Origin of the sequence: Streptomyces sp. NPDC059816 (assembly GCF_042732055.1) — a bacterium.
Lineage (GTDB): Bacteria > Actinomycetota > Actinomycetes > Streptomycetales > Streptomycetaceae > Streptomyces.
In genome coordinates, this window is record NZ_JBHWIQ010000007.1 from 235,079 (window position 1) to 256,417 (window position 21,339).

Sequence of the window (21,339 nt, forward strand, 5' to 3'; positions counted from 1 at the left end):
GCGTCATCGCCGGCTGCCACATGCTGGCTCCACCTCAACGGGACGGGAAAATGACGGTCAGGTGGCCCGGGCTGCCCGAGCTTCGAGACGCGTCATGCGCTCCCTGGCAGCGGCCAACCGGTCAAGCTCGCTGAAACCGGATTCGTCCGCTCCGGCAAGTGTCGTCCAGAGTCTGATCAACTCCTCGCCCTGTCGTATTCCTTGTCGCGGCTCCCGGATACCGGGCCACACCGCAGCGGCCCGCATGAGCGTCCCGTAGGCGCCGGGATCGTGGCGCCGCATCCACGCGCGACAGACGCTGAGCGAGATCGCCATGGAGCGCTCCGCGTCCCCGGCGAGGTACGCGATATGAGCTTGCAACTCCCTTAGTTGGAGAACGTAACCGTGCTCGGCGCCGAACTCCTGGGTGACGGGACCAAGCGTGTTGCGCACGGTGGCCGCCGCGGCATCCAAGTGGCCCCCGTGGACATGTTCGTTAATCCTGGTGACGGCCGCTGCCAGCGCCCGCGGGATCGCCTCCTCCGTGGGCAGCACCTGACGTGCGATCCGAGTCCCACCAGGTGACCCGGCTCCATCCGGATCGGTCGGGCGCCGCTGTACGTCGGCGGACCGGGGCCCTAGTGCCTCGGTCGACGGCTCGACCCCCACGCGGAAATCCGGCCCGGGCGAGGCGCCGTCCGTCGAGTCCCGGGAGACCTGTTGCCCGGACGGTCGCGCGACCGAGGCCTGTGTCGTGGACTCAGGAGAACCGTCAGACCCGGTGGGCCCGAGCGGCGTCAGGGCTTGTGAAGCCCGGTCGTAGCCCGGCGGGACGTACTCCGGCTCGCCGGCGAGCTTGCTGGAGCCGTCGATGCCGACCGTGATGGGGGTGAGGCAACCGCTGCGCGCATCATGCACCGTGGCAAGGACCGGGTGCCCCATCGCCTTCGCGATCTGGTGTAGATAGTTCAACACGGTTCCGGGGAGAGCCTCCTCGCCCTCACCCGTCACGACCAGGGGCAGGCCCGCGACCGTGCACTCCCCTCGCTTCGAGATCAGCACGTCGAAAGGCTGCCGCGTGGGTTGCTCCCGTGTGGCAGCCGGCTCGCGTGCGCTTCGCCGGAACATGGGCATCAGACACTCATTCTTGTTGGGATCTCTCGCGTTCCTCGGGCCCTACAGGGCGCTGATCCGGGTGGACATGGACAGTCACCCCCCATCGGCTGTCGCACACCCAGGTCATGAGACGAACAAGGGCAGACTCTGGTTGCACCCTCCGAAGGTCATGAGACCAGCACAAGGGGCCACTGTGGGATTTCCAGTTGATCGCTAAGATGCGCTGCGGCGTGCAGACCGCGTCAAGGGGACCGAGGTCGCGCAACCGAGAGGATGAGTGGAATGCCGACTCTGGCACGGATATTGGTGCTGACGCGTTGCGCGTCCGTCCTTTGCCTCATGGCCATCACCGCCTGTAGCGGTGACAACGGTGGCGGAGAGGATCCGGTGAAGGAGCTGCCCTCGTCGTCACCGAAGAGCGACAGGACCATGAAGCCGCCCGCGCCACGTGGACCCATCCTGCGGGGAGACACTGCGGGACGTCCGTTCGAACTTCAGTTGGCCTCTGCCGAGTTCACCACCCAACTCACGGACGGCTCCACGCTCAGGGCGGACGAGAACGCGCTCCGGCTTCTGGTCGTGGCCAGGTCACCCGACCCCGCCCGTTCCACCCTCGCACCGAGCGAGACGTGGATCGGCGTCGGTGGCCCCCACTGCGAGGCGCGCTCCTGCACCAGCCCGATCGCCCGCACAACGGACTACTACCCGGCAAGCGGTGTAGACGAGGCCGGGCAGGGCCGGGGGGAGGGAGTGTCGTGGGGCGGCACGCTGAAGGGCGGCACCGACTACTACGTCACCTGGGAGGCAGTGGTCAACGTGAAGGCGAAGTGGGACGACGCGCAACTGTGCGTGCTTCCCGAGGTCAAGCCCTGCATCCCACTGGGCGAGGTGACGAAGGCGAACGGCGTGCGGTGAGGGCGGGTCAGTCGGGGCTCCCGGACCCCGACGGTTCCGGGACCTTCGCGGCGGGAACGGTGACGATCTTACTGATCCGCCAGGGATCACCGCCGCTGGAGCGTTGGAGGGTGACGTACGCGTGGGCGCGCGGGCCCGTACCGTTCCAGCCGTCCCGGCCGCGCACCGTACAGGAGATCGCGATGCGCCTGAACGCCTGGTGGGCGGTGTCCTCGGGGTGGTCAGCGTCCACCTGGAGCCTCGCCGTGGACTTCGTCCACGCCTGGTGCTCGGCCCAAGTGTTCCATTCGGCCCCGGGACCGGCCGCCGAGCGGTACTCGCGCTCGGCGGCAGCTCTCTTCTCCGTGAAGTAGCGAAGTGCACGCAAGGTCGCGTCATGCGGCCCAGCGTCGTACTTCGTGTCATATGCGTAGGCCATGACCCCCCAGGCTTCGGCGACCTGTGTCGCGTCACGATGGTTGATCTCCGGATGCTCAGGCACCTTCGCATCCGAGCCGAGTCGCTTCGACTGCGGCATCTGTTCCTTGGTCACGAAGGTCGGACTGCTGCTGGCGTCGGGCTTCGCGTCGGAACCGGAGGATTCGCTCAGGCCCGGAAGACCGCAGCCGCCGAGCAGAAGAGCCGTCAGGCCCCCTGCCGCGACTGACTTGGCCATGCTCGACCTGTCCCGTGATGTCATCGTTGCCTCAGCCTCATATCCCCAGCCATGGCGCCGGGTTCACGTACCCATCGTTCACCTGGACCTCGAAGTGACAGTGGGCACCAGTGGAGAACCCCGTGGATCCCACCGCGCCGATCTGCTGGCCGGTCCTCACCCGCTCGCCCTCGCTCACGCTGATCGCCGACATGTGGCTGTACGTCGTGTTGACCCGCTGGCCGTTCAGCGTGCCGTGCGAGATCACCACACGGTTCCCGTATCCGTTTGACCAGCCAGCAAACGTGACCTCCCCGTCCCGGGCCGCCTTCATGGGGTCGCCCATTCCAGCAGCGAAGTCGATGCCCGTGTGCAACTTGCGTACATGCAGGACCGGGTGCATTCGGTAGCCGTATGGTGAGGTCACCTGCGGGTTCCCGGCCAGGGGCATCGCCATCTGCTGTCCCGGCGGGATCTTCCCACCGCCGCCCACGGCCCCTTCGTACTTGCCCATCAGGGACTTGATGCGTGCCACGTACGCGATGGTCTCGGAGTACGGCGGCACACCCCGGTACTGCTGCACCCGTCCCGGACCGGCGTTGTAGGCAGCGAGCGTGAGGTCCAGGAGGTTGCCGCTGTTCGCGTAGGGCCTGACCTGATCGACCAGGGCGCAGTCGTACCTGCCCTGGGCCATGATCGCGTCGCCCGGGTCGAACGGGGATATCGTGCCATTCCCGTCGTCGTCCCGTCCCCAAGTAGCCCAGGTGCCAGGGATGAACTGGGACAGTCCCTGGGCGTTCGCGAAGGAAACGGCGTTCGGATTCCAGCCGGACTCAGCCTCGATCTGGGCGGCGATGACCGCGGGCGGGATCTCGTCGCACAGGGCGCCTGCCTTGAGTACCCACTTCACGTACTCCTCGGGCACTGCACCGGAGTTCAAGCCGCCGCTGCCCGTGCCGGTTTCGGGTGGTTCCGTGACTTGGGAGAACAATCCGATAACCAGAACGATCGGTAAGAGCAGCAAGGACAAGGCGGCGGCGACCACCCAGAGCACCGAACTCCGCGACATGCAAACCCCGTTGATTGGCCGTATCCCCGTAGGGAACCGCTCGCCACTTGGTAGGGTCTGTCGCTCAAGCCAACTACCCGCGAGCCATCCGCTATTGGGTAAAACTGATGATAGCATGGGAGTTGACCCATGTCCGAGCTCGGCCGGAGGTGGTGGGCGCGACACGGGGGAGATGGTCGAGGTGGACTATGGGCCGGACATTTGGTTGCGGGATCCGATCGTCGACGTCGATTCCCAGCACGCTCAAGAACCGGTCGATGAAACGACCCAAGGGGTGCCCCCAGGATGCGAGTTCTCCTGGTTCGGCGTGCACGGTGGCGCCGGCGCCACCACATTGGCAGCCCTTGCTGGTGGCGTTGACGTCGGTCGCCGATGGCCGAACACAGCTCAAGGAGAGCCCCCAGACCTCCTCTTGGTGGCCCGAACCCATGCAGCCGGGCTGACGGCCGTCTCGCAAACCCTCGACCTCTTCCGGCGCGGCCACCAGCCCGAAGGCCTGCGGATCATCGCGGTGGTACTAGTCGCGGACGCCCCTGGCCGGGTACCTCGGGACCTCAACAAGCGGATCAGGATCATCAGTTCCGCGTCCTCGGTCTTCCGCATCCCCTGGGTTCCCGCTTGGCGCAGAGGCGAGTTCGCGGGGAACGTTCCCCGCGAACTGGGCGTCCTGACACGTAAGGTCGGGACGCCGACTCAATGAAGGAGACGCGTCGTGACGAGTATCCCGCTTGCTGGGCCGCCCGCTTCCGTGACCGGACCTCTCAACGACGTGCTGGGAATGGTCGCCTGGGTAGCAACAGCCGCCGGAGTCATGGGGGTTCTGATCGTCGGTATGCGGATGGCCATCTCCCTCCGCCACGGTGACGGGCAGGAGCACCTTGTCCAGTTCAGTGTCGTGATGGGGGCATGCATCCTCGCCGCGTCCGCCGGCCCCTTGGTCAGCCTGTTCGTGTGAGGAGAACGGGGGAGAGAGGGAGCGATCCGGCACGTTCCCCCCGCAGTACCAGCCGCATGTGACGGCGATCCGTCCCCAACAAACGGTGGCGGCACATCAGTTTCAGAACGTCGAGGAGATGATCGTGCAACTTGCCCAGCGCTACCTTGTCCACCTAGCAGCCCCGGACCCCGATGCCAAGGCGCCCAAGGAACTGACCGACAAGGTCGACACGGTACTCGGCGTCGTGGCTTGGGCAGGCACGGCGGCCGGCGTGGCCGGCGTGCTGATCACGGGCGCGATGATGGCCATTTCCATGCGCCGCGGGGAGGGTTCGGAGCACATGGGCCGGCTGGGCATGGTGCTCGGTGGCTGTGTCCTGGTGGCCACCGCGGGCCCACTCGTCAACTTCGTCTTCGCCTGACGCCGACGGAGGTGGCGTAAATGGAGTTCAGGCGTGCGCCGCAGGAGAGCGGGGAGTGGAAGACCCCGCTGCTCCAACAGCGGGGGTGGGTCCTCTCCGCGGGATTCCTGTTCACCATGCTTGTGCTGGCGGGAGTGGCTGCGGTGACCTCCGGCGGTGACGAGGACTCCAGCCAACCCAGTCCACAGGCCTCGGCGACCGCCGAGAAGTCCGAGGACGACGCACCATCTGGCCTCGGCTCGGGTGACGGACGGGCGCCGGAATGCCGCACCGCTGACCGCGACACATCTCTTCCGAAGAATTCACCCAGAGATCTGAAGTGGAAGAATCTGGGCAGCATGTCGGTTCCCGTGTCCGAACTTTCCGGGCCGAAGCACTTCAACGGCCCGATCTGGTCCTGTTACGCCCACACGCCGATGGGTGCGGTCATGGCTGCGCACTCCATCACCTCCCGGATCAGCTACCCGGGCTGGCGTGAACTCGCGGAAAGGCAGATGGTCCCGGGTAAGGCACGGGACAAGTTCCTTGAGGCGCGGGCCAAAGAGAAGGATAAATCTCTTTCGGCTCCCCCTGAAGACGGCCGCTACGCCGGTTTCTCCGTCCTTTCCTTCACCAAGGAAAGGACCAGTCTGATGATGCTGCTGGAGTACGCTGAGGGCGCCTACTTCACCGTGTCGGTCAACATGCAATGGCAGGACGGGGACTGGAAGTTGATTCTGCGCAGCGACGGCTCCTACAGCCCCGATCCCAGCATAGTGTCCGACGATACCGGCTTCATCGCATGGGGGAAGTGAAGGCATGGGGTGCGGGGTAAGCTCGCCGGGCGACTGCATCAAGGCAATTCCAGGGGCGGTTGAGAAGGCTGTCGGAAAGGCCCTCGATACGGCGATTGGAAACGTGGTGGAGGCATTCGCTGAAGCTCTGGGTAAAGCTGCCGAGAAGATATTGGATTGGCTCAACAGCTTCTGGCTCGGCATCGACTCTGATGGATCTGAAGCTCCGATCAGAACCATCCAATCGGAGCTGAACTGGATCGTCGGCTACATAGCCGTCGCTTCCCTACTGATTGCCGCAATACGCATGGCTGTCGAGCGCAAGGGACAGCCCATGGTGCAAGCCTTCCAAGGGATGTGGCGGGTCATTCTGGTGAGCGCCACAGCGACTGCCACGGTGCAGTCACTGAGCGTGGCTTCCGATGCATACGCCCGGTACATCTACAAACAGGCAGGAACCGGCGACACCGGTGCCAAAATCATCGGCGGGTCACTGATGGTGTTGGTGCCGACGAGCCCGGGCCTGGTCCTCATCTTCGCGCTCCTGGCCATTATCGCGGCTTTCGTCCAGGCCATTCTGATGATCCTTCGCATCGGTGTCCTCGTCATGTTGGTCGGAACCTTGCCGCTTGCCGCAGCGGCCTCCATGACCGGCTGGGGTGGCGGCTGGTGGAGGAAGCACGTGGGCTGGCTGGTCGCGTGGCTGCTCTTCAAACCAGCTGCCGCACTCATCTTCTTCTCCGGCAAGGTCATGACCCAAGGCGGTGACGGCAATGACAAGAACCTCACCCAGGTCATCTCGGGCCTCGGCGTTCTCCTGCTGGCCACCTTCGCGCTTCCCGCACTCCTGAAGCTCGTCGTCCCGGCGACCGCCGCGCTCGGCAGCGCATCGGGCGGCTCGGTCGCGCTGGACACCGCCAACGCCATGGCCACCGGTGCGGTCAGAGTCGCCTCCAAGGGCGCTGTCGGTGGTGGTGGGGGGGGCGCCGCCGGCGCCGGCAAGAGCGGCATGGCCCCCAAGGGGTCGCCGTCCAGCGGCGGCGCTGGGCCCTCCGCGGGAGGAACCACCGGTGGCGGAGGAACCACCTCCGCAGGGGGAGTTGTGGGTGGCGGCGGCACCGGTAGCGGTAGCGGTAGCGGTAGCGGTAGCGGTAGCGGTGGAACCTCGGCGGCAGGAGGCGGTGGTGGTGCCGGCAGTGGCGGTGCCGGACCGTCCGGAGGAGTCTCCGGCGGCGGTGGCGGCTCCGGCTCGACCTCGGGTGGGGGGACTTCCGGCCGAGGTCGAGCCGCTACGGGTGCGTCCGACCAGGCCGCCACGAGGCGCCGCATGAAGAAGGCGCTGGCGGGGGAAACAGCGACGGGTGCCGTCAGCGACATCATCGGCTCCTTCGATGACAACGACGGCAACAAGGGACACAACGAGTAGTCATTACCGATCGACCGCTCGTTCATGAAAGGAAAGGAAGGGCGAACGCATGGCATCAGCACCCCAGTCCCAGCGGCCCACGTACGGCAACTGGCGACGTCCCAGGCGACCCGGCCTGGGACCGTTGGGACTCATTGGCACCGTGGTCACGTTCTGTGGCCTCGTGGTCGTGCTGCTCCTTTCGCTGGTTTCGCTGCCGTTGGCGATCGGAGTGCTGATCCCGCTCTTCCTGATCGTCGCGCCCATAGCCGTACGCACGGTCGATGGCCGCAATGTGTACCAGCTCATTGCTTCCCGCATCGGCTGGATGAATCGCAAGTCCAAGGGTGCAACCACGTACGTGTCGGGCCCGCTCTCCCGCCGCCCTGGCGGTCGTTTCTCACCGCCAGGGCTGCTGGCTCGGGTCAAGATGCGCGAGGGACGTGACGCGTACGACCGGCCCTTCGGCGTACTGCACCACCCCGGCCGGAACTTCTACACTGTCGTGCTCGCGTGCGAACCCGACGGCGGCTCGCTCATTGACCCCGAGCAGGTCGATATCTGGGTCGCCTCCTGGGGCGACTGGCTCGCCCGTCTGGCGCACGAACCCGGGCTGCGGGGGGCCAGCGTCGTGGTGGAGACCGCACCGGACACCGGCACTCGACTGGTTGCAGAGGTGTTGCCGCGCCTCGCGCCCGACGCCCCCGCTGCGGCCCGCGCCGTGATGGAGGAGGTCGTCGCCCGCTACCCGCAGGCGTCCTCAGAGATGCACACGTACATCACCCTCACCTACGGGGCCATGAACAATCGACGTGACCCCGAGGCCGTCGTCACCGAGTTGGCGATGCGGTTGCCGGGCCTGCTGTCCGGTCTGGTGGCTTCCGGCGGAGGGGCGGCCTACCCGCTGTCCGCGGAACGCATCGCCGAGGTGGTCCGGGTGGCATACGACCCGGCTATCTCGTCCGACATGCTCAACGCCCGCAACGAGCAAGCTTCCACCGGCCTGGAGTGGGAGGACTCCGGCCCGGCCACGGCTGAGGAGACCGTGCACGCCTACCGGCACGACTCGGGCGTCTCCAAGAGCTGGTTCCTCACCCTCGCACCTCGCGGTACCGTCCGCTCGAACGTGCTGCGTGGCCTGCTGGAGCCTGTGCAGGGGACCCGGCGCAAGCGGGTGTGCATTATGTACCGGCCGATCGATCCGGCCACATCCGCCCGCATCGTCGAGTCCGACCGTCGCAACGCGCACTTCGCCGCGTCCTCCGGACGCGGCCTGATGCAGGCACGAGCCGCGACCGAGATGCGCGCCGCCGAACAGACCGCGGCGGAGGAGGCATCGGGCGCGGGCCTGGTGGAGTTCTCCCTGTCGCTGACGGTCACCGTCGACGACGAGTCCCAGCTCGCCGATGCCGTGACGACCGTACGGAACCTCCAGGCGTCGTCCCGTGTGCAGATGCGGTCGGCCGACCGCATGCAAGCGGCAGCGTTCACATGCGCGCTACCGGTTGGAATCCTGCCGTGGGAGCACACGCTGATCCCGCACTCGATTAGGGAGGCCCTGTGAGGAGGAAGGCCGAACCGAGGAAGCCGAGGGTGCCGTTCGTACCGTCGCGTGGCTACCCGGGGCCCGGTGGGGGGCAGGTCGGGAACCTCGAACCGCCTGCCATGTGGCGGTCGACCACGGTGCAAGCCTGCGGGCTCTGGCCGTTCGCTGCGGGTTCGGGTGCCCCGATGACGGGTGTTCCGCTAGGTCAGCATCTACACACGGGCGCGACGGTGTGCGGGGATCCCATCTCATGGTTCACCAGAGCGCGTTACATCTCCAACCCCTCGCTCTTCATGCTTGGCATGCCGGGCCTCGGGAAGTCCACGCTGGTCAACCGGATGCTGATCGGGCTGACGGCGACGGGTGTGGTGCCCTTGGTGCTCGGTGACCTGAAGCCCGACTATGCCGACACCGTGCGTGCCTTGCAGGGGCAAGTCATTTCCATCGGCCGCGGCATGGGCGGTATCAACGTTCTCGATCCGGGAGCCATGGGCCAGGCCGCCAAGCGGTTGCAAGGCGACAAGGCCAGGGCGCTCATCTCCGAGGCACACGGCCGAGTCCTCAATATGGTGGCCGCACTCATCACCATCGTGCGCGGCCGGGCCATGGACGACCACGAACAATCCGTTCTCTCCGCCTGTCTGCACCACCTCAACGAGCGGACCCAGGCCGGCCGGCCGCCCCTGCTGCCCGATCTACTCCGGGTTCTAGACGAAGGGCCGGACCGGGTGCGGTCGGTGACCCTGGACCGCGGGGACATGAGCCGGTACCGCAAAGCCGTTGACCCCCTGCACCGCTCATTGCTGGGCGTGCTCGACGGACCGCTAGGCGACACCTTCGCGTCCGAGACCTCGACCCGCATCGACCCCAGTGCGCCGGCGGTGTGCATCGACATCTCCCGCATCGGTGAAGCGGACACGCAGCTCACGGCCGCCGCGATGCTAGCCGCATGGTCGGACGGACTGGGCACCGTTGCCGCCTCGCACGCCTTGTCCGATGCCGGCCTCGCGCCGAGGCGCTGGTTCTTCACGGTCCTCGACGAGCTGTGGCGGCCGCTGCGTGCCGCATCCGGCATCGTGGAACGCATCGACGCGCTGACCCGGTTGAACCGCTCGCTCGGCCTCGGGGACGCAAAGATCACCCACACCCTCAAGGACGCAGAGGCATTGGGGAGCGAAGCGGACCGAGCCAAGGCCCGTGGATTCGTCGAGCGTGCCGGGATGGTGGTCTGCGCGGGGCTGCCGCGTGCGGAGTTGCAGGACCTCAGCCAGATCGTCGGCCTCTCGGAACGCGAGATCGACCTAGTCTCCTCCTGGTCCTCGCCCCCCGGCTGGGCCGGCATCGGTGGGAACGAGGAGCCGCCCGGGCGGGGCCGGTTCCTGGTGAAGGTTGGCGGGCGCCCTGGCATCCCGATCCGGGTGGCGATCACCGAGACCGAGCGGCAACTGCACAACACCAATCTGCGCTGGGCCTCGGAGACGGGCACCATGGGCGGGGCGTCAGAGGTTGGCCCATGACTCCGTCCGCCGAACGGTTTATCACCTAGGCGCCGGTACGGCCCCTTGATGGATGTGATGCCAACCGGACCCGTTCTGAACGGGTCCTCAATAGTGCTTGCGGCATCTCGCATGAACAGAGAGGTAGCGATGGCGTGTCCAAGAGCATGAAGACCAAATCCGCTGCTAGCAGATCCGGACATACATGGTCGACAGATGAAGTGATCGGCACGCTGATGGCCTGCTTGTTGGGTCTGAGCTGGGGCCTCGGCCTGTTGGCCTGGCTCTCGGGAGGTCTCGTTGCGCTCGTGGCCCATGGCTCCTGGCCCAGCCAGCCGTTCTCAGCATCGTTCTCCCTTGCCCTGCGGCTGGCCATGAACTGGGACGAACGCACGCTCGCGTGGCCGGATGAAGACCGGTCCGAACTGGGTCCCGATGCCTTCTTCTGGACGGCCTTCTTCGTCTTGGTCATCGCGGTAGGGATCACCGTGCAGAGGCTGATCTCCTGGATCTCTCGTTCACTCGCCGAGAACCGTCGCACCCGCTATGTCAAGATTCGCAAGGAACAACGGGACAAATCAGTCATCTGGGCACAGCCCGCTGATGTTGATTCCCTGGTGGTCCCCGACCGGGACTCCCTCACCGGACGGGTCTACCTGGGTGCGATGGTGGAAGATCCATCGATCAAACTGGCGACTTCGCGTTACACATCGATCGCGGTCATCGCCCCGACGGGTTCGTCAAAAACAGTGAAGTACGTCGTACCGACCATATTGAGCTGGCCCGATTCAATCTTCGTCACATCCACGAAGAATGACGTAGCAGATCTGACGCTGAACTACCGGGGCGACACGCTTGGCCGACCCGTATACATCTTCGACCCCACAGGAGAATGGCCGGAACATCAGCGCAAATACCTGTGCGCCTGGTCACCGCTCATGTCGATTCATGATTTCGCCGATGCTGACAAGGTAGCTCAATGGCTCTCCGAGGCAGTCATGGAGGGAGCCAGCCAGGACGGGGCAGTGCGTTACTTCATTAACCTGACCCAGATAGCCTTGGCGCCGATGCTGTGGATCGCCCGAAAAGCTAACAAGTCGATGTTGGACGTCGCAGACTGGAGTGGATACAAGGATTTCGATCGAATCGAAGCACTTTTCGACGAATATGAAACCACCATCACAGACTCGGCAGGCAAAGAAGATCTGGCGCTGGCCCGTCGCGGACTGACAGCAACCAAGGGGCGTCACTTCAAGGATCTGGGGTTCGTCTTCGCCAATGCGGATCTGATACTCAAGCCGTTCGTTTCCGCCCAGATGGCGCCGACGACAGACATCAGGTTCGATGATGAGGGTAAACCATACAGTCCTTTCGGGCGCCGAGTTCTGGACGTGGAAGACGTACTGGACACGGGCGGCACCATCTATGCCGTCAGTGATGAGGAAGAGCAGGCACTACTCCGCCCCGTATTCCAGACGGTGGCGAATTCCTATCTTCGGGCGGCCCGCAAGCGACAACAGCGTCAGGGGGCCGGTCCGCTACTGAACCCTCCGCTGCTCCTCCTTGAAGAAGCCGCCAATGTCGCACCATTGCCGACTCTCGACAAGATGGCTGCCACCTATCGTGGATTCGGCATCGTCATCATGTCGATCTGGCAGGATGAGTCACAGGTAGGGACGCTCTATGGTACGCGAGCCCCCACCGTTCTGGGTAATCACACCACCCGGCTCTACCTGCCCGGATCCTCGGACGACAAGACACTCGACCGGCTTTCCCGACTGATCGGCGACCAATCCGTTTCGCAACTTAAATTTGGATACTCAAACCAAGGCGGAGGAAAACGAAGGACAGTCAACGAAGGCTCCGAAGACATAAGGTTGGCCCCGATCGACTATCTGCGCACCTTGCCGAAGGACCACGCAGTTGTCTTGTCCGGGAACCTTCCGCCTTTGAAAGTCTCGGCGACGCCATGGTTCAAAGACCCTGAGATGCGCGCACGAATCGGCCAGGAAATGTGCGAGAAGTATGACCGCGCTTTCGGCGAATCGAGTAAGTGAGGATGAGGATCAGAACCGTGACTTCCGAACGCTGCGATTAGAGTAGTGCGTCTGCTTTACCAGAATAACGCACCAGGAATCGGTTCGTGTTGAACGGCCGTCACGTGCGCGGGGCTCCGCGGGGAACCCGACATTCCGGCTGTGTCTGTCCCGTACACCAAACGCTTCCATGCCTCGCACAGGATCATCCGATCGGCGCAGACCTCCGGAACGTAGGGCTGTCTCCAGGTCCACGCCGGCTACCAGGGTCTCGTCGTTCCCTCCCCACAGACGTGCGCATCCGAGCCTGCCAAAGGCCTGATGGCTCGTCATGGTGCGTCCCAGGAAGGCGAGATGACGAACCTTCCGTTCCGGCCCATGTGCTCTTATTCTTGCCAGGGGATAGCTAACGCCCCATCAGCACCACTGCTTTGGTGCGATCTCTTGACGGATCAAGCGCAACAAGGAGGCCAGGGCGTGAGCCAAGGCATCGATCTACTCCACACCTCGCCAGACGAGAACGTAACCAGGTCGCACGAGCAGCGAACGCGGCCACCGGGAGTGTGGGCCGATCCAGAGGCGCACCTCACTGCGGCAGTTGAGCATCATTGGTACCGGGCTGTGACCGCTATCAACGCCTCCATCGTGAACAGCACCAGCTCGTTCTACCAGTCTCGAAACATCTCTCCGGTGCTCATGCCTGTGACGGTCAGCTCAGTTTCGAGCCCGATGGGGCTCGGGAGCGACAGCCTGCCGGTACAGATCGACCTCATGGGTGACCGTACCTATTTGGCCGATTCCATGCAGTTCCAATTGGAGTTCATGCTGCGGCACGGGCTGGAGGGCGCGTACTACATCATGCCGACCTTCCGCGGGGAGGACGCCGACCAGACACACCTCAACCAGTTCTTCCACTCCGAGGCAGAGATCCGCGGAGGCCAGGACGATGTCATGAGCCTGGTTGAGGCGTACTTGGGAGCCCTGACCGAAGGTCTGTTGGAAGGATCGGTCGGGAACCAGGTTGAGCGGTGCGCCGGCACCACCGACCATCTGGAGGCTCTCCTCAAGCAAGCGGAATTCCCACGGATCACTTACGACGAGGCGCAAGACCTCCTCGGGTCGCATGCCTTCACGCTGAAGGCGCCAGGCGCGCCAGCCATCACGCGCGACGGCGAGCAAGCTCTCATCGAGCGCTTCGGGGGCGCCGTGTGGCTGGCCTCTCCGCCATCCATCACGGTGCCGTTCTACCAGCGGGTCGACAAGCGAGGCAGGGCTCACAGCGCCGATCTCCTCTTCGGGGTCGGCGAGGTTGTCGGTTGCGGTGCGCGACACATCACCGGGAAGGAGACCCGTCGTGCACTCGTGGACCATTCGATAGCGGAGTCCGAGTACACCTGGTACGTCCGGATGAAGGAGGACTATCCGCTGGAGACCGCAGGGTTCGGCCTCGGCCTCGAACGATTCCTGCTCTGGGTCATGCAGCACGACGACATCCGGGACCTCCACGTGATGCCCCGCATAGCCGGCACCCGATCCTGGGTGTGATCGTCAGTTGGTCTCCGGCCGATCAGTGAGCCAGTTGCGAAGGATCTGACCGGTGATCTCATCGGGGTCGCGTGTAGCGTCCAGGACAACGATGTCCGGCCTTTCCTTCGCGATCCCCCACATGAGTTCCTGGACCTGGCGGAGGAGGTCCACGGACTCATCGGTTCGCTGCCGATTCCCAGTCCGCTCTTTGAGCCGTTGCACCGCTGCCTCTGCAGGAAGATCCAACAAGTAGGTACGGTGCGGGCGGGGATAGAGCGACTGGGCTCGGCCGACCCACTCGGAGAGGCCGCCGTACGCGACGGCGGAGGCATAGTAGGACAGCGGCCCACGGTCCCACACCACGGTGACGCCGTCGTCGAGGAGCGACGGGAATCTCGTCTTGGTGAAGTATGCGACATCGCAGGCGAAGGCCCACTCACGCAACTCGACGGGTATCGCGGGATGGTAAGCGTATGGGTCCCCGGTCAGCTGCTCCGCCAACGTGTTGACGGTGCGGGCGCCAAACGCCTTCACCACCACAGGTTCCGCGCGGATGCCGGCCGCCGACAACGCCGTAGCGACCCGCGCGACCTGAGTCGACTTGCCCGAGCCGTCGATCCCGTCGATGGAGAGAAGCAACTGCTGTGACATGTCAGATTCCTACCAGACAGAGGCTATGGCCTCGGCGGCCATCTCGGGAAGGCTCTCCGCGCTGCGTCGGAGGGTCGGCAGGTCGCCGGGCGTGTAGTACGCAGACAGGAGGCCGATGGCAGCCAACTCCAAGGCTACGACGGTCATGACGGGCGGTAGTAGCGGTCGTGCCACAGCTGCTGACGCTTCGTCAACCAAGCGGTATCCGGACAGGACTGCGCTGATGGCAGTGTGGTCGAATCCCGTCGGCACCGCTCCGTATGCAGAGCTCAGGCCACGGTAGTTGACCCACCCGAAGCGAACCAGAGATTCTCCCAGGTCGTGAGCCCGGTCGTCGAGACAGGCGTTGTCGAAGTCCACGATCCCGACGACCGTCTCGTCCTTCTCTAGCCTCTCCCCGAAGATGAGGTTGAACGGGTTGAAGTCGCCGTGGACGGGTAGTGTCTCGGATCCGTATCCGGCCGCGTATGCCTCGGTCCTGGACCGTTTGATGGTGGCGAGCGCGAGCCGAGTGAAGTCGTTGATCTCCTCGCGTACCGGCTCAGGGTGCTCCGCGATGTCTTGAAGCAGACTCACCAGGCTCTTCGCGCTGGCGAACGCGTCACGCATCCCTGGCAGACCCGTCAACCGCGCCTGCTGTGCGTGGGTGTGCAAGCCAGCCAGTGCGCGTCCGGCCGCCTGCGCCTCACCGTCACCACCGGTCCAACTCCGGCCCCCGACATACCGTTGGAGGGTGAAGATGGAGCCGGTCCGGCGGTCATGGAAGTAGCCGTGTCCTGAGCGGGTGACCAGCGGGGCGGCCACCGGGGCGCCCAGTTCGTGCAGCTGGGACAGCAGGTCCGTCTGGAATGCCGCGAACTCCAACGATGAGCAGTACCAAGGCAGTTCCTTGAGAAACAGGATGCCCCGGTCCGACTCGATAAACACCTTGCGCGCCGTCTCCGTACGCCGTCTCAGGTCGATGATCGACTTGTTGAGAGAGAAGAACGGCAGCACCAGCAGGGAGTCCAAACCGTACGCTGCCTGCACTCTGGTGAGCTGGTCGTCGGAGATCACACCGATCGAGGTGTCAAGCGGCTTCGCGTCCGTGCTCATCCTTGGCGTTCCTTTTCGTGAATGCGCCGCGCGATGTGGTGAATGCCGAGCCGGAATTCGGCGACGGCCGGCTCCTCGGTGAGGACCAAGGGGACGGAGACTCCGAGGTCGGGCGGGTCAGGGACGAACGGTACGCGCGCGAGGAGCGCTAGATCATCCAATGCGCCGTCGTCGGCGGGGGTGAAAAGCCGTGAGGAACGACCGCAGAACTCACAGCAGAAGTGGCTCATGTTCTCCACGTAGCCGAGCACCGGGAGGTGCAGTTGTTCCAGCAGCCGACGGCCCCGCGCGAGGTCCTGGGTCGACAGGACATGCGGCGTGGTGACCAGGGCGACCCGCATGGGCAGGCGACTGAAGACCTGGCGGTGCAGGTCGTCGAAGCCGGGCGGCATGTCCACAATGACGTGGTCGTAGGCTTGCCACACGTCGTGGAAGAGGATCTGCGTCAGAGCGCCCTCTAGGTACTTGCCGCTAAGGAGCCCCGCCTCGTGCGGTCGGACGAAGAACCCCAGCCCAGCAATGTCGACATCACCGTACCGGCCGGGATGAACACGAAAGTCCACCATGGTCGGTGGTCGGCCGGTCAGGCCTGCCACCAGATTCTGGACGTTCGGGCCGGACAGATCCAGATCCACCAGGCCGACGGACGCGCCCGTACGGCTCAGCGCATACGCCGTGTTGACGGCGATCGTGGACTTGCCGACGCCACCCTTCGTGCCGTAAACGGCCGTGAAGCGGGTCACCGTTCGGACCAGTGATGGTGGGCTCGAACGGCTTCCTCGCCGTCGGCGGGTGATATGGCGACGACCATGTCGTCCCTTACGTAGGACGTGTCAGGCAAGGGGTAGACGAAGTGCTCCTTCATGACGCCCGCGTACGCGCCCGCATTGAGCACTCCGACCAGGGCGCCCGGCCGCAGCGAGCCGCAAGCGTTCTCACAGATCGTGCTGCCCATCCGGTCGACGAACCGCACCGGAGTCCGCGTCTCGCCCCCGGCAAGCGGCTCCAGCCGCTCCACCCGGAACCGATGGCCGGGTGCCGGGATCAGGTAGTTCGTGGTCGCGTCCAGGATCGCGACCACCGTGCTACCGTCCGCCCGGACATCCACCACTCGGCTGAGCAGGGCCTCGGCGTCGGCTACCAGGAACCGGCCGAGTTCGAGGATCGTGGTGCAGTCGAAAGCCGCGTCGATCCTGCCGGCGAGCGCGAGAAACGTTTCTGTGGCGTTCTCGTCATCCATCTCCATCCTGCTGGCCCAGCCTCCGCCCACGTCGATGTAGTCGAGAGCGACCGCAGGATGACCGGACAGCGGAGCCAACTCCGGTAGCAGCCGTTCAAGTGCATCGAGGTGATCGGCACCGTTGAGCCGGTTCGCGAAGTGGTGGAAACTGATACCGCCGAGAACCAGACTGGATCCCCGGAGCGTATCCGCGACCGTGAGCAGGTGGTCGACAGGCAGCCCGAGTACACCGTACTTGCCGAGGGCATCACTGCCTCCCAGCACGGAACTGTTGACACGGAAGCCGATCCGGCCCGGCGGCGACCCCGCACCCCGAGCATGGAGGAGGCCGTGCAGTTCCGCGAGTGACTCCAGATTGACGGTGACGCCGGCGTCGACCGCCGCGGCGAGCGCCGCACCATCACGGCCCACGCCGTTGTAGACGATGTCGGACGACGCGAACCCCGCCGTGCGAGCGAGGTCCATCTCCAATTCGGAAAAGGCGCTCACGCCCGCCCCCGTAGCACGCACGGCATCCAGTACCGGCCGGTGGTAGGAAGCCTTCATAGCGTAGGTGACCACGATGCGGGAGTGTGCCTCCCGGGCCAGCCCCACTCCGTCGGCGATTCGGTCCAGGTCGACGACGGCCGAAGGCGTGGCTGTCGATGACGACGTCACTCGACGTAGTTGCCGTAGCGCCCGCTCGGCCGGTCCACCCGACTCCATGGGCAGATCAGTCGCTAACGGGAACAAGCTCATACCCCCCGGGCCCGTCCTGAACGGTGTAGCCAGCCGCCAGGATCCGGTCGCGCAGCTTGTCCGACTCCTCGAATCGCTTCGCCGAACGGAGTTCCCAGCGCTCCTGCGCGAGCCGCAGCACCTCGTCCGGGACCTGGGTGGACTCCTTCGAGGCGGATTCCAGGTCCAGCCCCAGCACCTCGTCGAAGGCCAGGATCAGGCTTAGCTTGGTGGCGTCGTCGATCTCGGGGTCCCGGACCAGCTGCCACAGCTCGGCGACAGCGCGCGGCGTATTGAGATCCTCCGCCAGTGCCTCGAGGAATCGTGTGAGGTACGGGCTGTCGGCGCACTGTGGCAGCTCCGCCCCAGCGCCAACCGACTTCTTCCAGGTTGCGACCCGGTGCCGCAGGCGTCGCAGGGCGTTCGCGGCCTGCTCCAGCCCGGTGAGGGAGAACGAGAGTGGGCTCCGGTAGTGGCTCTGCAGAACGAGGTACCGGAATTCGAGCGGATCGAAGCCATCGTCGATGAGCGTGTCAAGGGTGATCTTGTTGCCCTCGGACTTGCCCATTCTGCGTTCACCCTCGATGGTGAGGAACGCACCGTGCATCCACCAGCGCGCGAACGGGACACCTGTCGCAGTCTCACTCTGCGCGATCTCGTTGGTGTGGTGGACCGGAATGTGGTCGATGCCGCCCAGATGCAAGTCCAGCGTCTCGCCCAGGTACTCCATCGCCATCGCCGAGCACTCGATGTGCCAGCCGGGGAAGCCGACGCCCCAGGGGGACGGCCACTCCATGTCGCGTTTCGGAGCGTCCGACGAGGAGAACTTCCACAGGGCGAAGTCCGTGGCGTGAAGCTTTTCGCCCATGGCCACCCGCTCGCCAGGGCGCAGGTGCTCGCGCGTGTCATTTGGGGTGAGCTTGCCGTAGTCGGGCACGAACGAGGTGTCGAAGTACATGCCGTCTTCGGTCCGGTAGACGACACCCTTCTCCTCTAGGCGCTGGACCAGCGCGATCTGCTGGGGAATGTGCTGGGTGGCCCGCAGAACCAGATCCATCGGCAGAATGTTCAGTCGACCGGCGTCCGCGAAGAAGATCTCCGTGTACTTCTCCGCGACCTCCCACGCGGTGGCCCGCTCAGCGGCGGCAGCCTTCGCCATTTTGTCGTCGCCGCTGTCTGCGTCACTGGTCAGGTGGCCCACGTCCGTGATGTTCATGGCTGCCTGGACGGAGTAGCCGGCGAAGCGGAGGACGCGGCGGGTGATGTCCGCGAACAGGTAGGTCCGCATGTTGCCGATGTGCGGGGCGCTGTAGACGGTGGGCCCACACACGTACATCCGAACGGCGTTGCCCTCGACGGGGGTGAAGTGCGTGGTGGTGCGCGACAGCGTGCTGTAGAGCGACAGGCTCTGCCGTAGCTGCCTGCTCGCTGATGGGTTGGTCACGGCCATCAATCCTTGGGCGGGAGCGGTGCGGAATGGCTGGTGAAAAGCTCGACCTCGTCCCGCTCTACCCGCTTCTGCATCAGCATGATGGAGAAGCCTGCGTAGCTGAGATTCTCGTTGAACAGCTGCATGAAGTAGCTCATCTGGGCTCGGATTTGCTGCTGCATAGCAGGATCGAGGATCGAGATGCTTTCCTTGGTCATCAAGTCATCGCAGTATCGTTCGACGTCCTGATCGTCAATGAAGTCGTAGACGAAATCAGATTCGTAGTAGAGTTCGAGATCGGGCGCCGTTTCGTAAAATGCACGCCAGTCACTCTTGCTCATCACGTCAAGAGGCGTCCCGATGGCCTTGGACACCTGGTCGACGATCTTCGTCGGCGGCTGGCATCGGTAGTAGATCGGCACGGCGATTATGGTGCCGCCGACCTTGACCGCTCGTGTCACCTCGCCGAGCATCCGGTCCTTGTCAGGTACGAACGAGACCACGTTGCTGACCCAGACCGCATCGAACGAGGCGTCCTCGACCGAGAGCCCCCGGGCGTCCTGCACCTGAAAACGCACCCGGTCGGACAATCCGTGCAACCGTGCGTACGCTTCCGCCTCGACGACGGAGGTCGCGTTGATGTCGATGCCCAGCACCGACGCTCCGGTGAGCAACGACAAATTGACCGAGGTGAATCCGGTGTTGCTGCCGATCTCAAGGACCCGACTGCCTGCTCCGATCCGAGCCTGAACCGCAGCCTCTTGCACCGTTCGCACGCCCCCCGAGGGCCGGTTCCGCTCACGAACCAGGCCGACGAAGGTTGAGTAGTCCATCTCGGACAGCGATCCGGCGGTCGGCACGGACACATCGACAGAAGCCTCGACCACGGCGGGAACTCCTTTATGCAGCGGCATCTCACGGGCCGGGCTATGAGATCCAGGACCCCCACCCGAGGCGATCGACTCTACGTCAGCGACACCCTTCCATGCTAACCCCATGGGTGACATGCCCAGAGGTGCCACAGGGCGCTTTGACGGCTCGTCATGGCGTGGTGCGGCGCTACGGATCGCCACCGGACGCGCTCCCGGAACGACTGCCGTGCGAGCAGGGAGGGCCGGAACGGACGTCTCGGCGAGGGCCACCAACCGCTTCCGCCTAGAGAGGAGAGGGGAGCGCTACCTTGATACCGTAGCCGGGGAAAGTCTCCACATCGGCCGGCTTCAGGCTGGGGCCAGACGATTACAGACCGGCGAGGAAGGGCATGTGTGGGGCATGAGCAGTGTCGACATAACGTGGGGACGCGGCGATGAAGTCCTCGGCAATCCTTCGTGGAACGAATTCGCTTCTACGGCCGGTTCTATTTTTCAGGACAGTGGATTCCTGCTGCCGTGGTGGCGCGACACCGCCATGAAGAATCCATCGTCGGAATTCCTCGCGGCCACTTTTATGGACGGCGGAGAAGTTATCGGCTTCTGCGCCTTTGAATTGAAAGACGATGCTCTGTTCTTTGCCGGTGGACAGGACGTCGTCGACTACATGGGACCGGCCGTCGCAGACGGCAGGGAAACGGCCGTGGCCGAAGCCGTGGTCCGGCTAGTCTTCGACGAACTGCAGTGGGAACGTGCTCACCTTGCCGGGCTCCCGGCCGGCGAGACCCTGACCCAGGCGCTGACCGAAGCCGTCCGCTCGCGCGCGCCGAAGGTTGCGGTCGAGATGTACGACCAGGCGCCCCGCATCCTGTCGGCGCCGGAGGGGTACCTCGGGCTGCTGAACTCCAAGCGGCGAGGAGAGGTGCTCCGCAAGCGGAAGCGCCTGGTGGAGGAGTTCGGTCCGGTAGAGGTGACCACCTCCACCCCAGACACCTGGTCCAGCGCACTGGAACAGTTGCTCGACTGGAAGGCATCGGCCGCACCGGCCATGCGCGACTTCGTGACGGAGTACGGCGACTTGGTCCGCAACATGGTCAAGGAACTGGCTCCGAAGAACGCCGCGCACGTGGTGGAACTCCGTACGCAGGACCACGCTGTCGCTTCCGCGATCGTGCTGACACACCGGCGGACGAAGTACCTCTACAACATGTCGTACGACATATCGGCGGTCAACGCCTCCCACAACGGGCTGGCGCCTGGTGTCGTCCTCGTCTCCTACCTGGCCGAGGACACCCTCGCGCAGGGGCTCGTGTTCGACTTCCTCAAAGGTGCACAAGGCTATAAGGTCCGCCTCGGTGGCGTCCCGGAAGACATCGTCGCCCTGTCCTTCATGCGCTGAGCGACTCAGCAGCGCTCCACGGATGGCGGGCCGCGAGTCCGATCAGGGGGCCGCTTCCGGGTGCCCGTTCATCGGGCCCCGGAAG

20 protein-coding genes are annotated in these 21,339 nt (G+C 64.8%); 11 read left to right on the forward strand and 9 right to left on the reverse strand.

Annotation, left to right across the window (positions count from 1 at the left end):
* Window positions 1-57 precede the first annotated feature (57 nt).
* On the reverse strand, window positions 58-1,041 hold the full coding sequence (locus ACFV88_RS12435) for a hypothetical protein (RefSeq protein ID WP_385489244.1): 984 nt from the start codon (window positions 1,039-1,041) through the stop codon (window positions 58-60).
* Window positions 1,042-1,593: 552 nt separating this feature from the next.
* On the opposite strand from ACFV88_RS12435, the gene ACFV88_RS12440 reads away from it, so the two are divergent.
* Window positions 1,594-2,010: a hypothetical protein gene (locus ACFV88_RS12440; protein ID WP_385489246.1), complete on the forward strand. Its 417-nt coding sequence runs from the start codon at window positions 1,594-1,596 to the stop codon at window positions 2,008-2,010.
* A gap of 7 nt (window positions 2,011-2,017) precedes the next feature.
* On the opposite strand, the gene ACFV88_RS12445 is transcribed toward ACFV88_RS12440, so the two are convergent.
* Both ACFV88_RS12445 and ACFV88_RS12450 read right to left on the reverse strand, forming a co-directional pair.
* On the reverse strand, window positions 2,018-2,665 hold the full coding sequence (locus tag ACFV88_RS12445) for a hypothetical protein (RefSeq protein ID WP_385489249.1): 648 nt from the start codon (window positions 2,663-2,665) through the stop codon (window positions 2,018-2,020).
* Window positions 2,666-2,702: 37 nt separating this feature from the next.
* On the reverse strand, window positions 2,703-3,689 hold the full coding sequence (locus tag ACFV88_RS12450) for a peptidoglycan DD-metalloendopeptidase family protein (RefSeq protein WP_385489250.1): 987 nt from the start codon (window positions 3,687-3,689) through the stop codon (window positions 2,703-2,705).
* A gap of 196 nt (window positions 3,690-3,885) precedes the next feature.
* Here ACFV88_RS12450 and ACFV88_RS12455 point away from each other — a divergent pair, with 196 nt between their 5' ends.
* The 9 genes from ACFV88_RS12455 to ACFV88_RS12495 all read left to right on the forward strand — a co-directional run bounded on the left by ACFV88_RS12455 (window position 3,886) and on the right by ACFV88_RS12495 (window position 13,872).
* Complete coding sequence (locus ACFV88_RS12455) at window positions 3,886-4,413, forward strand: DUF6668 family protein (protein ID WP_385489253.1); 528 nt, start codon at window positions 3,886-3,888, stop codon at window positions 4,411-4,413.
* A gap of 12 nt (window positions 4,414-4,425) precedes the next feature.
* Window positions 4,426-4,668 carry a hypothetical protein gene (locus tag ACFV88_RS12460; RefSeq protein ID WP_385489255.1) on the forward strand — a complete coding sequence of 81 codons (243 nt, stop codon included), beginning with the start codon at window positions 4,426-4,428 and terminating at the stop codon, window positions 4,666-4,668.
* Window positions 4,669-4,786: 118 nt separating this feature from the next.
* Window positions 4,787-5,071: a hypothetical protein gene (locus tag ACFV88_RS12465; RefSeq protein WP_385489412.1), complete on the forward strand. Its 285-nt coding sequence runs from the start codon at window positions 4,787-4,789 to the stop codon at window positions 5,069-5,071.
* A gap of 20 nt (window positions 5,072-5,091) precedes the next feature.
* Entirely contained in the window at window positions 5,092-5,865 is a 774-nt protein-coding gene (locus ACFV88_RS12470) for a hypothetical protein (RefSeq protein ID WP_385489258.1), read from the forward strand.
* A gap of 103 nt (window positions 5,866-5,968) precedes the next feature.
* Window positions 5,969-7,270 carry a hypothetical protein gene (locus ACFV88_RS12475; RefSeq protein WP_385489261.1) on the forward strand — a complete coding sequence of 434 codons (1,302 nt, stop codon included), beginning with the start codon at window positions 5,969-5,971 and terminating at the stop codon, window positions 7,268-7,270.
* 49 nt (window positions 7,271-7,319) lie between these two features.
* Window positions 7,320-8,813 (forward strand): SCO6880 family protein, encoded by a 1,494-nt coding sequence (locus ACFV88_RS12480; RefSeq protein ID WP_385489263.1) that lies wholly within the window; start codon window positions 7,320-7,322, stop codon window positions 8,811-8,813.
* The gene (locus ACFV88_RS12485; protein ID WP_385489266.1) at window positions 8,810-10,312 is read left to right on the forward strand and encodes an ATP/GTP-binding protein; all 1,503 of its coding nucleotides are present in this window, start codon (window positions 8,810-8,812) and stop codon (window positions 10,310-10,312) included. The genes ACFV88_RS12480 and ACFV88_RS12485 overlap by 4 nt, the downstream gene beginning before the upstream one ends.
* 134 nt (window positions 10,313-10,446) lie before the next feature.
* A complete protein-coding gene (locus ACFV88_RS12490) occupies window positions 10,447-12,348 on the forward strand; it encodes a type IV secretory system conjugative DNA transfer family protein (protein ID WP_385489269.1) in 1,902 nt (633 codons plus the stop codon).
* A 456-nt stretch (window positions 12,349-12,804) separates the two neighbouring features.
* Window positions 12,805-13,872 carry an amino acid--tRNA ligase-related protein gene (locus ACFV88_RS12495; RefSeq protein WP_385489272.1) on the forward strand — a complete coding sequence of 356 codons (1,068 nt, stop codon included), beginning with the start codon at window positions 12,805-12,807 and terminating at the stop codon, window positions 13,870-13,872.
* A 3-nt stretch (window positions 13,873-13,875) separates the two neighbouring features.
* On the opposite strand, the gene ACFV88_RS12500 is transcribed toward ACFV88_RS12495, so the two are convergent.
* The 6 genes from ACFV88_RS12500 to ACFV88_RS12525 are packed head-to-tail and all read right to left on the reverse strand — an operon-like array spanning window position 13,876 to window position 19,873.
* Window positions 13,876-14,505, reverse strand: a complete 630-nt coding sequence (locus ACFV88_RS12500) for a dTMP kinase (protein WP_385489274.1) — start codon at window positions 14,503-14,505, stop codon at window positions 13,876-13,878.
* A 9-nt stretch (window positions 14,506-14,514) separates the two neighbouring features.
* Window positions 14,515-15,600, reverse strand: coding sequence for a phosphotransferase enzyme family protein (locus tag ACFV88_RS12505; RefSeq protein ID WP_385489277.1), 1,086 nt, complete (start codon window positions 15,598-15,600; stop codon window positions 14,515-14,517).
* Window positions 15,597-16,343, reverse strand: coding sequence for a P-loop NTPase (locus ACFV88_RS12510; protein WP_385489280.1), 747 nt, complete (start codon window positions 16,341-16,343; stop codon window positions 15,597-15,599). Before ACFV88_RS12510 ends, ACFV88_RS12505 begins: the two co-directional genes overlap by 4 nt.
* On the reverse strand, window positions 16,340-17,578 hold the full coding sequence (locus ACFV88_RS12515; protein WP_385489283.1) for a hypothetical protein: 1,239 nt from the start codon (window positions 17,576-17,578) through the stop codon (window positions 16,340-16,342). The genes ACFV88_RS12510 and ACFV88_RS12515 overlap by 4 nt, the downstream gene beginning before the upstream one ends.
* Window positions 17,553-19,007 (reverse strand): cysteine--tRNA ligase, encoded by a 1,455-nt coding sequence (cysS, locus tag ACFV88_RS12520; protein ID WP_385489286.1) that lies wholly within the window; start codon window positions 19,005-19,007, stop codon window positions 17,553-17,555. The genes ACFV88_RS12515 and cysS overlap by 26 nt, the downstream gene beginning before the upstream one ends.
* Window positions 19,007-19,873: a class I SAM-dependent methyltransferase gene (locus ACFV88_RS12525; protein ID WP_385489288.1), complete on the reverse strand. Its 867-nt coding sequence runs from the start codon at window positions 19,871-19,873 to the stop codon at window positions 19,007-19,009. Before ACFV88_RS12525 ends, cysS begins: the two co-directional genes overlap by 1 nt.
* Window positions 19,874-20,258: 385 nt before the next feature.
* On the opposite strand from ACFV88_RS12525, the gene ACFV88_RS12530 reads away from it, so the two are divergent.
* Window positions 20,259-21,254, forward strand: a complete 996-nt coding sequence (locus ACFV88_RS12530; protein WP_385489291.1) for a GNAT family N-acetyltransferase — start codon at window positions 20,259-20,261, stop codon at window positions 21,252-21,254.
* The last annotated feature ends 85 nt before the right edge of the window (window positions 21,255-21,339 follow it).

Coding starts and splice junctions, on each gene's coding strand:
- ACFV88_RS12465 (WP_385489412.1), top strand. CDS start 4,787: ATGATCGTGCAACTTGCCCAGCGCTACCTTGTCCACCTAGCAGCCCCG.
- ACFV88_RS12515 (WP_385489283.1), bottom strand. CDS start 17,578: ATGAGCTTGTTCCCGTTAGCGACTGATCTGCCCATGGAGTCGGGTGGA.
- ACFV88_RS12470 (WP_385489258.1), top strand. CDS start 5,092: ATGGAGTTCAGGCGTGCGCCGCAGGAGAGCGGGGAGTGGAAGACCCCG.
- ACFV88_RS12530 (WP_385489291.1), top strand. CDS start 20,259: ATGAGCAGTGTCGACATAACGTGGGGACGCGGCGATGAAGTCCTCGGC.
- cysS (WP_385489286.1), bottom strand. CDS start 19,007: ATGGCCGTGACCAACCCATCAGCGAGCAGGCAGCTACGGCAGAGCCTG.
- ACFV88_RS12480 (WP_385489263.1), top strand. CDS start 7,320: ATGGCATCAGCACCCCAGTCCCAGCGGCCCACGTACGGCAACTGGCGA.
- ACFV88_RS12500 (WP_385489274.1), bottom strand. CDS start 14,505: ATGTCACAGCAGTTGCTTCTCTCCATCGACGGGATCGACGGCTCGGGC.
- ACFV88_RS12445 (WP_385489249.1), bottom strand. CDS start 2,665: ATGGCCAAGTCAGTCGCGGCAGGGGGCCTGACGGCTCTTCTGCTCGGC.
- ACFV88_RS12505 (WP_385489277.1), bottom strand. CDS start 15,600: ATGAGCACGGACGCGAAGCCGCTTGACACCTCGATCGGTGTGATCTCC.
- ACFV88_RS12455 (WP_385489253.1), top strand. CDS start 3,886: ATGGTCGAGGTGGACTATGGGCCGGACATTTGGTTGCGGGATCCGATC.